Source organism: Nocardia sp. NPDC001965 (assembly GCF_053594175.1).
This window is the reverse complement of record NZ_JBSFDZ010000001.1, coordinates 376,392-388,625: the sequence shown is the minus strand read 5'-3', so window position 1 is coordinate 388,625 and position 12,234 is coordinate 376,392. Positions and strand designations below refer to the sequence as shown.

The following is a 12,234-nucleotide window of genomic DNA, read 5'->3' as shown; positions in this document are numbered from 1 at the left end:
GTCAGACCGCGGCGGCGGTGGTGCCGAGGACGGTGGCGACGAAGCGGGCGGCCGCCCGGTAGGCGAGGCGTGATTCGGGGACCAGAGCGGGCAGCACCTGGAAAGCGTGCATCTGGTCACGCCATACCCGCAGTTCGCACACCGCACCGGCGGCGGTCCAGCGTTCGGCGAGTGCGACGGCGTCGCCACCGAAGAATTCGGTATCGCTGGTGTGGATCAGTGCCGGGGGAAGCGGCATCCCGCGCAGGGGCCGGAGATCGTAGGGTTCCGGAATGTAGTGCGCGACCGCCCGGCGGGACAACTCCGCCGACAGTAGACCTTCGGCTGCCGCGCCCTCGAATCGGGCAGCGAGCGTGAGACTCAGATCCGTCATCGGCGAGAACAGCACGAGACCGGCCGGGGACGGGAAACCGCCGCACGCGTGGGTGAGAGCGAAATCGGCGGCCAGGAACCCACCGGCCGAATCGCCCGCGATCACCACCCGATCCGGGCGGTACCCCTGCGCGATCAGCCACCGGAAGGCGGCGTCGACATCCCGGGGCGCTGCCGGATACGGGTGCTCGGGTGCGAGCCGGTAGTCGAGCGTGAACACGGGCAGGCGGGTCGCGGTGGACAGGCGTGCGGCAACCCCGCGATAGCCGGCGGCCGATCCGGCGACGAAACCGCCGCCGTGGACATAGAGGATCACCGCGTCGTCGCGGTCGGCCCGGGGGCCGCGCACCCATTCACCCGTGATCGCGCCGGCCCGGATCCGGTCGCTCGACGTCCCCCATAGCGGGGGCGCGGTCGCGCGCAGGGTGTGCTCGATGAGTGCCCGAGCGGCCGGCAGCATACAGGCGTTGACCGGGGCGAGTTCCGCCAGGCGGCGAGCGGTGAGTGCGGACAGCCGCCGGACGGACCGGGCCTGCAGCGATCCGCGCACCGGTTCGGTCATCGGCGCCGCTCGAGCGCGCGAACCAGTTCGTGCACTGTCGAATCCGCGGCGAGCCGCCGGTCGAGCACGGTGTTGATCGCGCCGCGCAGCAGCGCGTAGGGCTGCCAGCCGCTCGGGGCGATGGTCCGCGCGGCCCGGCGCCCGATCCCGTCGGCGATGGTCCGCGCGGCCTGCTCGGCGGTGATCCGCACGTTCAACGGCCAGGGCAGCAGATCGTTGATCTTGCGGCCCAGTTCGTCGGCGTCGAGTACATCGTGGGTCATCGATGTCTCCACGACGCCGAAATAGGCGATGCCGGCGGTGGCGCCGGAGCCGCCCAGTTCCACCCGCAGCGCCCGGCCCAGCTGTTCCACCGCGGCTTTGCTGACCATGTACGGCGAACCGCCCATCCCCGGCGCGAAGGCCGCGCAGGAGGATACGAGGACCACATGGCCCCGGGAGCGCACGATATGGTCGAGCGCCGGATGGACCGTGTTGAACACTCCGGTCAGGTTGATACTCATGACCCGGTCGAAATCGTCGGGATCCATGGTCCGGATGGTCGCGGGTATCGGCGTGACCCCGGCATTGGCGACCACCACGTCCAGTCCGCCGAACTTCTCGACGACCTCGGCGATCACCTCTTCCATCCGGGCGCGGTCGGCCACATCACCGCCGATACCGTGTGCGCCGGCGCCCAGTTCGCCCGCGGTGCGCAGGGCGCCCGCCTCGTCGATATCGACCACGACGACCCGGGCGCCCCGCCGGTGCAGGATCGTCACGAGCTCCAGCCCGATACCCTGCCCGGCGCCGGTGACCAGCACCGTCTTGCCCTTCACGTCATAGGTCGTGGAATGCGAGATCCAGCCCAGTGGGTCGGGTAGTGCCGGTTTCATCGGGTCACCTCGTAGGATTCGGCGTCGAATTGTCTGGTGCGCCGCCGGTATTCGAAACTCCAGTTCGGGTACAGGCCTGCGTTGCCGCCGTCGGGAGTGGTGTAGTAGCTCTGGCAACCGCCCGTCAGCCAGACGGTATCGGCGCTGCGCCGGGCCATCTCCTCGACGAACGCGTCCTGGGTCGCCTGGCGCACCTCGACGCGCTGAGCTCCGCTGCTGCGCAGTGTCCGGAGGGCGTCGACGATATAGCCGATCTGCGATTCGAGCATGTAGATGGCGGATTGGTTGCCCGCGGCGCCGAACGGTCCGAGGGTGCAGAAAAAGTTCGGGAACCCGGCCATCGCCGCGCCCAGGTAGGTCTGCGGCCGATGGTGGTACAGATCGGCGATCGAGAGATCGTCGAGGCCGATGATCCGTTCGAAGGCGGAGGGGATGGTGGTGAATCCGGTGCCGTAGATGATGGTGTCGACGGGTATCTCGACACCGGCCCGGGTGACGACGGAACGCGCCCGCACCTCGGCGATACCGTCGGTGACCACCTCGACGTTGTCGCTGTCCAGCGCGGGCAGGTAGGCGTCGGAGAAAATCGCGCGTTTACAGCCGATGATGTAGTCGGGAGTGGCTTTGCGGCGCAGGTGAGGGTCGCGGATCTGGCGCCGCAGCTGCAATCGACCCAGCATCTCGTACGGATGGCGGAAGCGGTTGTCCACGAACCCGACCAGGCCGAACCCCTCGATGAGGGTGTACCAGGTACCGCGGATCGCTTTCTGCGCCAGCGGTAGCCGCCGCAGCAGAGTGCGCTCGAGGCCCAGGGTCGGGCGGTCCATCCGCGGGACGATCCACGGCGCGGATCGCTGGAACACCGTCAGCGCGGCCACCCGCGGCTGGATCTCCGGAACGAACTGCACCGCGGAGGCGCCGGTACCGATGACCGCGACCCGCTCACCGGTCAGGTCGTGACCGTGGTCCCAGTGCAGTGAGTGGAATGCGGTGCCCTCGAAAGTGTCGAGCCCCGGCAGGTCGGGGTATTTGGCCTCGGCGAAGATCCCGGCGGCCGAGATGAAGAAATCGGCCGTGAGCGATCCGCGCGAGGTCGCGATCCGCCACACCCGGTCGTCCTCGTCCCAGCGGGCCTCGGTCAGTTCGGTCCCCAGCCGGATATGGCGCACCACATCGTGCTCGACGGCGACGCGGCGCAGATACTCCAGGATCTCGCGCTGTTTGCCGTAGGTGCGCGACCAGTCCGGGTTCGGTGCGAACGAATAGCTGTAGAGCTGGGACGGGACATCGCAGGCACAGCCCGGGTAGGTATTGGCCTGCCAGGTGCCACCGAGATCGTCGGCACGTTCGAGCACGACCAGATCGTCGAAGCCGGCCTCGCGCAGTTTGATCGCCAGCCCGATCCCGCCGAAACCGGCGCCGAGCACGACGATGCGATGGTGTTCGGTCGCGGTATCGCTCATCGGGCCGCCACCGCCTCGGTGCGGACCCGGCGCCCCGTGCCGCTCGCGATGCCCTTGGTGACCAACCGGTTCACCGGACTCGCCAGCGCCAGCAGCGGACGCAGCGAGGCGGTGCCCTCGACCGCGAACGTCCAGATGACCCGGGTGCCGGAACCGAGTGGGAGCAGGGTGATGTCCTCGGCGAAGCGTTTCAGCCCGGGCACCGAGGCGGCGTCCACGGTGAACGTCATCCGCGAACCCTCGTCCCAGCGGTAGAAGCGCTCCTCGAGCCGGAGGAAACCGCCGAGCGTGACCGTACGGGTGGTGCCGATCCCGAACGGCCGGGGCGAGGTCCAGGTCGCCGCCGTGATCACCGTCGACCACGACACCAGCGCGTCGTCGGCGACGAGGGTGTCCCATACCTGCCGCACCGGCGCCGGGATATCGACGATATGGGTGTAGCGGTGCGGCGCACTGTCGAGGAAGGTGTCCTCGGCGGGGGAGAGGGAGAAACGTGCACTCATGGGGCTGAGGGCCTTTCGCAATCAGAGATCGAGGACCAGTGGGCCACCGGCCGACCGGGAGACGCAGGTGAGCATGTGACCGGCGCGTTCGTCGTCGCTCAGCAGGCGGTCGCGATGCTCGACCGAACCGGCCGAGACGCCGACCTTGCAGGTACCGCAGAAGCCTTGGCGGCAGGAATAGACGACATCCGGCCGGACCCGGCGGATGGCCTCGAGGGTGGTCTCGGTGGCCCCGACCCGGACGTGCCGTCCGGACCGGGCGAGCGTGAGATCGAATTCGTGCCCGTCGCGGACCGGTGGCGCCGAGAAGCGTTCGGTGTGCAGCGATGCGGTCGGGTTCAGGTCGAACAGGATCCGCTGGGCGGTTTCCAGCACCGGCGGCGGCCCGCAGACGTATACCGCCGCGCCGGGTGCCGCGGTGGCGAGCAGCGCCGGGATATCGGAAGGTCCGGCTTCGTCGTCGGGCCGGATCTCGGCGCTGTCGGGAAGTTCGTTCCGGAAGGGCATGGTGTCGCGGGAGCGGCCGAGATACACCAGCCGTCCCCGGCTACCGGCCGCGTGGACCATCGGCAGGATCGGGGTGATGCCGATTCCGGCGGCGAGGAAAAGGTACGACGGCGCGGAATCGACGAAGGTGAACGCGTTGCGTGGGCCCCGGATCTGCAGGGCGGCACCGGGCCGCAGCTCGTGGATCTCGGCCGAGCCGCCGCCACCGTCGCGGATGTGGCGCACTGCGATGCGGTAGTGGTAACGGTCGGCGGGATCGCCGCACAGCGAGTACTGGCGTTGCCGGCCCGACGGCAGGAAGACATCGATATGGGATCCGGGCCGCCACGAGGGCAACTGCTGTCCGTCCGGGCGGGCCAGGGTCAGCGAGACCACTTCCCGTGCCTCGACGGTGCTGTCGCCGACTACCACGTCGAGATCGAACCCGCTGCGGCGCACCGGGTTCGGGGATGACAGTACCGGATTGGTGAAGACCTTCCGGTACGCGTCCACCGCCAGGCCGAGCATGCGCAGCCCGGGTGTGGCGGTGCTGTGGGCGGTGGTCATGAGCGCGCGGCAGGGGAGTGCGCCAGATATCGCAGCGCGTTGTCCATCGACCCCAGCTGTGAGGGGTGGAAGCCGCGGCTCAGATATCGCGGCATCTCGGTGAAGAAGGTGGTGAAGCTGGGGATGACGCCGCGCACGGTGGCGCTGACGAACTGCTGTCCCCAGAACCGTCCCTTGGCGGGGCTGGGATCCTTGCGGTACAGGTACGCGGTGGAGATCACGAACAGCGGCAGCAGCAGACCACTGGCGAGCAGACCGGTGCGGACTCGCCGCGCGTAACCGCCGTCCACGTGCATATAGGCGTCGAACACCACGCTGCGGTGCTCGACCTCCTCCGCGCCGTGCCACCGCACCAGGTCGAGCATGGTCGGGTGCATCCCGAGTTCTTCGAGGACCTCCGATTCGAGGAGCCATTCGCCGATCACGGCGGTGAAATGCTCCATTCCCGCGAACAGGCCGAGGCGTTCCTTGAGCCACTCCTCCTCGGCGCGGCCGGTCAGCCCGTGTTCGCCCAGGACGCGGTCGACGAGCCAACCGATCTTCTCGACATAGGAGTCGACATCGAGGCCGATCGACTGCAGGTGTTTGCGGGCGCCCTCGTGGCTGCTGGCGTGCATCGATTCCTGGCCGATGAATCCGGTCACCTCTTCGCGCAGCCGCTCGTCGTCGATCGCGGGCAGTGCTTCGGCCAGGCAGGCGGCCATGGCACGTTCACCCTCCGGTAGGACCAGGTGCATCACATTGGTCACGTGGGTTGCGAGCACCTCGCCGGGGATGTAATGCATGGGGACCGTCGAGAAATCGAAGTTCACATCGCGTGCGTGGATCGCGTGCGTTTCTTCCCGGTAGGTGCCGGTCGTCGTACCGCTGTCGTCGGACATACCCTGACCGTACAATGCAACATTATCCCTTGCAATGTTGTCGCAACAAATTCTTTGAGATTGTTGCAGAAGCGCTGATCGCTGCTAGCGTGGACCTGTGTCCGCCCCTGCCTCTACCTCGCAAGACCGGTCCGCCGCCGACGGAATCGAAGCCCGCATCCTCGATGCGGCCCGCACCCAGTTCGAGCAGTTCGGCGTCAAGAAGACGACCATCGGGGACGTCGCCAAGCAGGCGGATGTCGATCGCGGCACGATCTATCGGCGCATCGGCTCCCGCGACGATCTCGTCCGGGCGGTGAGCGCGCGCGAGGTGGGCAGATTTCTCGCCGAACTCGAGGGCATCCCCGCGCGGCACGAGGACGTGACCGCCATCGTCGCCGATATCTTCGTCACGGTCATCACCCGCTGGCGCACCCACGGGTTGATCAACCGGGTGCTGGCCCTCGAGCCGGGCCGTTTGCTACCACAGGTCACCACGGAGGGCGGAGCCTTCTTCACTGCGGCGGTGGTCACCACCACCACGATCCTGACCGAGGCGATACGGCAACGGGGCCTGCCCGAGATCCCCGACCTCACGACCCGGGTGGAGATCGCCAGCCGGGTGGTTCATTCGCTGATCCTGCAGCCGGTGGGCACGCTGGATCTCGAATCCGAGGAGCGGCTCGGTGAATTCGCGCGTCGCTATATCGCGCCGCTGATCCTCGGCTGACGCTGTGCCCCGGGGCGGGGGCTGTCCGGATTCCGGCGCTGGTGTCGAGTACCCGTCGATTGCCCCGCGATATGCGCGGCCGAGATCTACTATTGGGTGTAGTAGAGGAATCTCGGTCAGCGTGAACCGGGTCGAACGGAGGGGCCGATATGGAAACGATCACCGTAGAGCGCACGATCGACGCACCCGCGGGTGCGGTATTCGACTGGATCGGCCACGCGCACAACTACACACGGATTCCGCTGGTGCTGCACGAACGGCTCGCGGTTCCCGGGGCTGAGGCGCCGTACGGACTCGGCGCCGTGCGCTTCCTCATCTGGGTGGTGGGGGTGTTCTGGGAACGGATCACCGCCTACGATCCGCCCCGGTCCTTCGAGTACCACGTATACCGGTGTTTTCCGCCCGCCCGGCACGAGCTCGGCCGGGTCGAATTCACCGAGACGGCCGACGGTACCCGGGTCTTCTGGACGACAGTGGTCGAACTGCGGTTCCCCCTGATCGGGGCGCCGCTCACTCGTCGGGTGGCCCGGCCGTTGCTCACTTATGCCTTCGGGCGGGTACTGGACGCCGCCACCCGTGAACTCACCGCAACGGCCTCCTGATCCGCCGCCCGCAGGTGTCACGCGTCAGGGTCGGTCGTCGGGTCGGTCGCCGGCCGGACCGAGTCCGTACACGGCGAGTCGGACCCGATTGCCGGCGCCGGTTTTGGCCAGCAGGTTGGCGATATGGGTCTTCACCGTCGTCACGCCGATGTACAGGCGTTGCGCGATCTCGGCGTTGGAGAGGCCCTCGGCCACCAGACCCAGGACTTCGGCTTCACGCCCCGTCAGCTCCACCTCCGGTGCGGGCCGACTGGTTCGTGGGCCGGGCCGGGCAACGCGGGCGGCGACAGCGGTATCGACCACTCGTCGCAGCACGTCCGGCGAAAACGGTCGGTCACCGGATGCGGCGCGCCGGATCCCGTCGAGCAGGTCGGTGGGTGACGCGTCTTTGACCAGAAAACCGCACATACCGGCCGCGAGCGCCGGATAGAGGTGCTCGTCGTCGTCGAACGTGGTGAGGGCCAGGATCCGGGCTCCGGGCCGAGCCGCCAGAATCGCTGTGGTGGCCTGGATTCCATCGGTTCCCGGCATCCGCAGATCCATCAGGATCACATCCGGTTCCGTCCGCTTCGCCAGGCGTATCGCCTCCGCACCGCCCTGTGCCTCGGCGACAACCTGCAGATCGGACGCCGTTTCACACAGCATCCGCAGTCCGGCGCGGACGAGCTGCTGATCGTCCACCAGCATCACTGTGATGATCACGATGCCGCGCCCGCCTTGCTCGGGAGGCTCGCTTCGAGCAGCCAGCCCGGCCCGATGGGTCCGGCGCCGAATGTGCCGCCCAGCAGGCCGACGCGCTCCCGCAGCCCGATCAGGCCGACGCCTGATCCGGGTACGACCGGATGCCCGGTTCCCGGCGGTGGGCCGCTGTCGGACAACCGGAACTCGACCGGGCCCGGCCCTGCCGTGATCGAGAGCCGGGCAGTGGTCCGCGGGCCCGCGTGTTTCACCACATTGGCCGTCCCTTCCTGCGTCAGACGCAGCAGAGTGAGCCCGGTCAGCGCGTCGACCGTCGAGACGGCCGGGTCCAGTTCGAGCTCGATATCCGCGACCACGAGCCGTGTCCGCTGCACCACCGCGGAGATCGCGACCGGGAGTCCGGCGGGTTCGACGAATGATTCCGCGCCGGCATCGGGGTCGCGCAGCACCGCCACGAGGGTGCGCAGATCGTGCAGGGTCGCCGTACCGCTGCTGTGGATATCGTCGAGCACCTCGAGCAGAGCCGGTGGTGCGGAAACCGACGCGTGCCGTGCCACACTCACCCGCAAGACCGTCGAGGAGATGTGGTGGGCGATCAGATCGTGCAGCTCCCGCGCGATCGCGGCCCGTTCGGTGGCACGCACCGCGCTCACCTCTGCGTCACGCCGGCGGGCCAGTTCGGCCGCATCCCGGCGGGCCCGCGCGGCACTCTCTCGCGTCGTGCGCAGCACCGAGCCCAGCAGCACCGGCAGCAGCGCCATGACCGTCGCCCGGTAGACGGTCGCCCCCGGGCCGCCCGCCGTATGGAAAAGGTAGGCCGCAGCCAATGCGAAGCCGCCCAGCACCGGAGCCGGGCCACCGCGCCGGGCCGCGAGCTCGGTCAGCGCGAGGGCTGCCGCCACTTTCGGGACCGCCGGGCCGGAATCGCCCACCGTGAACCCGAGCACCAGGACACCGGTCGCGGCCAGCGCGGTCGTCAGCGGGAAGCGCACCGAACCCGCGGTGACCAGGACAGCGGTCGCGGCGATCGTCAGATCCGTCGGGGTCGGCGTATCGGTCAGGAAGAGCAGACACCCCACTGCCGCCACCAGCAGAACCAGCAGCCGCACGGGCAGCTGCCGCGGATCGAGCAGCCAGTCGATTCCGCGGGTCATCCCGTTCTCCGTCACGTCCACATGATGCCCGGCTCGCCCGTGGGCCGGCTCCTCCGCGGGTAGGAGTGATCTCGTCCGTTCGGCCGGTACGAGCGGCCCGCGGGCCGATCCGCCGAGCCGGCTGCTCCGGCACGGTCAGTGCATGACCGACGAGAAGACAGCAGCCGAATCCGACCGCCCGGCGCCGAGCCGGCGCGCACTGCTGGGCGCGATGACCGCATCCGGGCTGGCGGCAGGCGCCGCCGGCCTGGCTTCTGGGGTCGCGCTGGGCGCCGGAGCGAGGCAGCCTGCCGTGCCGCCGCCCACAGCACGGCGGTTCGCCGACCGCGTGGTGATGATCACCGGTGCGACCTCGGGTATCGGTGCCGCCGCCGCCCGGCGCTTCGCCGCGGAGGGTGCTCGCGTCGCGTTCTGTGGGCGGCGCGAGGACCGAGGCCGTGCTGTGGAAGCCGAGATCCGCCGAGCGGGCGGTGAAGCCACCTACTACCGCGCCGATGTCCTTGTCGAGGGCGAGGTGCGTGATTTCGTCGATACGGCGGTCGGCCGGTACGGCGGATTGGATATCGCCTTCGACAACGCGGGGATCACCGTGCAGAAGAAGGTGCACGAGTACAGTGCCGCCGAATTCGACCGGGTCGTGAACACGAATCTGCGCGGTGTGTTCCTCGCGATGAAATACCAGGTGCCGCATATGATCCGCGCGGGTGGTGGGACGATCGTGGTGACGTCGTCGAGCAACGCGGTCGCCACCGATGCCGGCAAGGGCGCGTACACGGCGAGCAAACACGCGCTGATCGGGCTGGTCCAGTCGGCGGCGCTGGACTACGCCGCCGACGGTATCCGGGTCAACGCCATGCTGCCGGGCACCACCGATACCGAACTGGTGCGGCGTGCGGCCGGGATGGAGTCGCTACCCGATCCGGCATGGCAGGTTTTCATGAAGCAGTGGGCGAAATCCAATGTTCCCGGCCTGGGCCGCCTGGCGAGCGCGGAGGAGATCGCGGCATTCGCCCTCACTCTCGCCTCGCCCGAACACACCTATCTCACCGGTGCGCGATTGTCGGTCGACGGCGGCCGGACTGCGCACGCGTGACGCCGCTGATGCCCGGCCACCGCAGAGCGCGGAAACGGCCCGCGGCCCATCCCGCACCGGCCGCTCCCCGAACCCGGAACCGGACAGAGCCGGCCCTGCGGCGAAACCCGGGTCAGGTCACTGTGCCCGGGCCGGGTCGCGGAAGAGCGTGGTGGCGATGGCAGTGGCGGTGACCCGGGCGAGGGCGGCGAGGAAGGGAATCCGTTCGGGGATCATCAGCTGGGTGGTGCCCCTGATGCCGAGGGCGAACCGGGCGTAGCCGTCCGGGCCCAGGACCGGAACCGCGATGATGCGGTAGCCCCATTCGGTCTGTTCGTCGTTGATCGTGTATCCGGCGTTGCGGGCCGCTTCGAGTTCGGTGCCCAGCGAAGCGGCGTCGGCCGGGGTGCGTTCGGTGCCCTGATGGTAGGGGAGCGCCTCGAGCTCCGCCCGTGTCACCGGTGACCAGGCCAGCAACGCCTTACCGATCGCGCTCGCGTGCAACGGGAAACGCACCTCGGAGAGGTTGTGCCCGTGGGCCTCTCGCCACCGGGTGAAAACGAGATTGACAGCGTCGGTGCCGTGCCTGGTCGCGAGCGAGACGGCGGTGCCGGTCTCGGCGGCGAGCTGCTCGATATGGGGTTCGGCGAGGTAGACCAGGTGGCGCCGGTAGGAGAGCTGACCGTATTCGGCCAGCGCGACACCGAGCCGGTACCGGCCCGTCTGTTCGTCCTGCTCGACGAACTCCGATTCGAGCAGCGCCTGTAGCAGCCGATGCGTGGTGCTCATGGGCAGATTCTGGGCGCGCGCGATCTCGGTGACACCCAGTTCGGCATCACCCTGGAAACACCGCAGTACCGCCAGGGCGCGCGAGACCGTTTGCAGCCCGGACCGATTGACCGCCACGTGGTGTGTCCTTTCCGGTCGGCCGCTCCGGAAGGAGAGCGGCCCGTATTCCGATTATCGGAATACTAGCCGCTCCTGAGCCCGGGCGAATACCGGCGAATTTCGATGTTCATTGCCACTACCTGGGTGAGCACGAATATTCGCCGTCGTCAACTATTCCGCTTCGTGGAATGAGATGTGTTGCTCGAAGTTGCCTGCGAGCTCTAGCGTGACGGTGTTCGAAAAGTCAGCTCCGGCAAGTACTCGGGCCCGTCGGCCGTGCTCCGGATCGTGGGAAAGAAGACCATGACCACAGCGGTGACCAGTACCCCTCTGCTCGGCCCGAGCGTGACCGGTCCGCCGGTGCGCAGCGCGCTGCCGGAGGGCTTCCGTACTGTCGGCCGGTCGGGCCTGGTGGTGTCCGAAGTCGGGATCGGTGCCAGCACCTTCGGCCGCAGCGGAATGATCGCCCACACCCAGGACGCCGTCGACCGGATCGTCGATCGGGCGCTCGACCTGGGGATCACCTATTTCGACGTCGCCGATGTCTACGGCGATCGGCCGGGACAGAGCGAGAGCATGCTGGGGGCGGCGCTGGGAAACCGGCGCGACCGGGTGGTCATCGGCACGAAATTCGGAATCGGCCTGGCGGGACTGAACGGTCCCGACTGGGGAGTGCGCGGATCACGGCGCTATATCCGGCTCGCGGTGGAGGCTTCACTGCGCAGGCTGCGGACCGACTGGATCGACCTGTACCAGATCCACACCCCCGACCCGGTCACCCCGATCGAGGAAACCCTCTCGGTACTCGACGATCTGGTGCACGAGGGAAAGATCCGCTACATCGGCAATTCGAACTTCGCCGCCTGGCAGGTGGCCGATGCCGAATACGTGGCCCGGATCAACGGCCACACCCGGTTCATCTCCGCGACCAACGAATACAACCTGCTCTGGCGGGAACCGGCGAAGGAACTGATTCCGGCGCTGGACGCCTACGGCCTGGGCTTCTTCCCGTACTTCCCGCTGCAGAACGGGCTGCTCACCGGGAAATACCGCCGGAATTCGGTACCGGCCGGCCGCAAGATCACCAACCTCAAGAAGCATCTGCTCGACGCCGCACCGTGGGACGCGCTGGAGCGGTACGCCGAATTCGCCCGGGAACGTGGCATCACCCCGACCGCACCGGCTTTCGGCTGGCTGCTCGCCCACGAGGCGGTGTCCAGTGTGATCGCCGGAGTGACCGAACCCGATCAACTCGACGACAACCTGGCGGCCGCCCGCTGGCGTCCCGATCCGGCCGAATTCGCGGAACTGACCGCCCTGTTCGCCGGCGATCTGAGCGGAGCGCCGGGGCAGGTCACCGGTACCGCGGCCGACCGCTGAGCACCATCCATCCCACGACCC

13 protein-coding genes are annotated in these 12,234 nt (G+C 68.4%); 4 read left to right on the top strand and 9 right to left on the bottom strand.

Going from position 1 to position 12,234, the window contains the following annotated elements; all coding sequences use genetic code 11:
* Window position 1: 1 nt before the first annotated feature.
* Genes ACWCPQ_RS01800 through ACWCPQ_RS01775 form a run of 6 tightly spaced genes read right to left on the bottom strand, consistent with a single transcriptional unit; the run spans window position 2 to window position 5,709 of the window.
* The gene (locus tag ACWCPQ_RS01800; protein WP_449893600.1) at window positions 2-934 is read right to left on the bottom strand and encodes an alpha/beta hydrolase; all 933 of its coding nucleotides are present in this window, start codon (window positions 932-934) and stop codon (window positions 2-4) included.
* Window positions 931-1,809 carry an SDR family oxidoreductase gene (locus ACWCPQ_RS01795; protein WP_449893598.1) on the bottom strand — a complete coding sequence of 293 codons (879 nt, stop codon included), beginning with the start codon at window positions 1,807-1,809 and terminating at the stop codon, window positions 931-933. The genes ACWCPQ_RS01800 and ACWCPQ_RS01795 overlap by 4 nt, the downstream gene beginning before the upstream one ends.
* The gene (locus ACWCPQ_RS01790; protein WP_449893597.1) at window positions 1,806-3,272 is read right to left on the bottom strand and encodes a flavin-containing monooxygenase; all 1,467 of its coding nucleotides are present in this window, start codon (window positions 3,270-3,272) and stop codon (window positions 1,806-1,808) included. Before ACWCPQ_RS01790 ends, ACWCPQ_RS01795 begins: the two co-directional genes overlap by 4 nt.
* Entirely contained in the window at window positions 3,269-3,775 is a 507-nt protein-coding gene (locus tag ACWCPQ_RS01785) for an SRPBCC family protein (RefSeq protein WP_449893595.1), read from the bottom strand. The genes ACWCPQ_RS01790 and ACWCPQ_RS01785 overlap by 4 nt, the downstream gene beginning before the upstream one ends.
* A gap of 21 nt (window positions 3,776-3,796) precedes the next feature.
* Window positions 3,797-4,828 carry a PDR/VanB family oxidoreductase gene (locus ACWCPQ_RS01780; RefSeq protein ID WP_449893593.1) on the bottom strand — a complete coding sequence of 344 codons (1,032 nt, stop codon included), beginning with the start codon at window positions 4,826-4,828 and terminating at the stop codon, window positions 3,797-3,799.
* Complete coding sequence (locus tag ACWCPQ_RS01775) at window positions 4,825-5,709, bottom strand: metal-dependent hydrolase (RefSeq protein WP_449893591.1); 885 nt, start codon at window positions 5,707-5,709, stop codon at window positions 4,825-4,827. The genes ACWCPQ_RS01780 and ACWCPQ_RS01775 overlap by 4 nt, the downstream gene beginning before the upstream one ends.
* Before the next feature lie 97 nt (window positions 5,710-5,806).
* On the opposite strand from ACWCPQ_RS01775, the gene ACWCPQ_RS01770 reads away from it, so the two are divergent.
* Together ACWCPQ_RS01770 and ACWCPQ_RS01765 are read left to right on the top strand one after the other, a co-directional pair.
* Window positions 5,807-6,418, top strand: a complete 612-nt coding sequence (locus ACWCPQ_RS01770; RefSeq protein WP_449893590.1) for a TetR/AcrR family transcriptional regulator — start codon at window positions 5,807-5,809, stop codon at window positions 6,416-6,418.
* 149 nt (window positions 6,419-6,567) lie between these two features.
* Complete coding sequence (locus ACWCPQ_RS01765) at window positions 6,568-7,020, top strand: SRPBCC family protein (RefSeq protein ID WP_449893588.1); 453 nt, start codon at window positions 6,568-6,570, stop codon at window positions 7,018-7,020.
* A gap of 24 nt (window positions 7,021-7,044) precedes the next feature.
* On the opposite strand, the gene ACWCPQ_RS01760 is transcribed toward ACWCPQ_RS01765, so the two are convergent.
* Together ACWCPQ_RS01760 and ACWCPQ_RS01755 are read right to left on the bottom strand one after the other, a co-directional pair.
* Window positions 7,045-7,719 carry a response regulator gene (locus tag ACWCPQ_RS01760; protein ID WP_449894370.1) on the bottom strand — a complete coding sequence of 225 codons (675 nt, stop codon included), beginning with the start codon at window positions 7,717-7,719 and terminating at the stop codon, window positions 7,045-7,047.
* On the bottom strand, window positions 7,719-8,888 hold the full coding sequence (locus ACWCPQ_RS01755) for a sensor histidine kinase (protein ID WP_449893586.1): 1,170 nt from the start codon (window positions 8,886-8,888) through the stop codon (window positions 7,719-7,721). Before ACWCPQ_RS01755 ends, ACWCPQ_RS01760 begins: the two co-directional genes overlap by 1 nt.
* 127 nt (window positions 8,889-9,015) lie before the next feature.
* On the opposite strand from ACWCPQ_RS01755, the gene ACWCPQ_RS01750 reads away from it, so the two are divergent.
* Complete coding sequence (locus ACWCPQ_RS01750) at window positions 9,016-9,966, top strand: SDR family NAD(P)-dependent oxidoreductase (RefSeq protein WP_449893584.1); 951 nt, start codon at window positions 9,016-9,018, stop codon at window positions 9,964-9,966.
* A gap of 117 nt (window positions 9,967-10,083) precedes the next feature.
* Here ACWCPQ_RS01750 and ACWCPQ_RS01745 read toward each other — a convergent pair whose 3' ends face one another.
* Window positions 10,084-10,851, bottom strand: a complete 768-nt coding sequence (locus ACWCPQ_RS01745) for an IclR family transcriptional regulator (protein WP_449893583.1) — start codon at window positions 10,849-10,851, stop codon at window positions 10,084-10,086.
* Window positions 10,852-11,136: 285 nt separating this feature from the next.
* Between ACWCPQ_RS01745 and ACWCPQ_RS01740 the strand changes: the two genes are divergently transcribed.
* On the top strand, window positions 11,137-12,213 hold the full coding sequence (locus ACWCPQ_RS01740) for an aldo/keto reductase (protein ID WP_449893581.1): 1,077 nt from the start codon (window positions 11,137-11,139) through the stop codon (window positions 12,211-12,213).
* Window positions 12,214-12,234 lie beyond the last annotated feature (21 nt).

What these genes read in the sequence shown, in the direction of transcription:
- ACWCPQ_RS01800 (WP_449893600.1), bottom strand. Translation starts at nt 934, where the DNA reads ATGACCGAACCGGTGCGCGGATCGCTGCAGGCCCGGTCCGTCCGGCGG.
- ACWCPQ_RS01795 (WP_449893598.1), bottom strand. Translation starts at nt 1,809, where the DNA reads ATGAAACCGGCACTACCCGACCCACTGGGCTGGATCTCGCATTCCACG.
- ACWCPQ_RS01790 (WP_449893597.1), bottom strand. Translation starts at nt 3,272, where the DNA reads ATGAGCGATACCGCGACCGAACACCATCGCATCGTCGTGCTCGGCGCC.
- ACWCPQ_RS01785 (WP_449893595.1), bottom strand. Translation starts at nt 3,775, where the DNA reads ATGAGTGCACGTTTCTCCCTCTCCCCCGCCGAGGACACCTTCCTCGAC.
- ACWCPQ_RS01780 (WP_449893593.1), bottom strand. Translation starts at nt 4,828, where the DNA reads ATGACCACCGCCCACAGCACCGCCACACCCGGGCTGCGCATGCTCGGC.
- ACWCPQ_RS01775 (WP_449893591.1), bottom strand. Translation starts at nt 5,709, where the DNA reads ATGTCCGACGACAGCGGTACGACGACCGGCACCTACCGGGAAGAAACG.
- ACWCPQ_RS01765 (WP_449893588.1), top strand. Translation starts at nt 6,568, where the DNA reads ATGGAAACGATCACCGTAGAGCGCACGATCGACGCACCCGCGGGTGCG.
- ACWCPQ_RS01750 (WP_449893584.1), top strand. Translation starts at nt 9,016, where the DNA reads ATGACCGACGAGAAGACAGCAGCCGAATCCGACCGCCCGGCGCCGAGC.
- ACWCPQ_RS01740 (WP_449893581.1), top strand. Translation starts at nt 11,137, where the DNA reads ATGACCACAGCGGTGACCAGTACCCCTCTGCTCGGCCCGAGCGTGACC.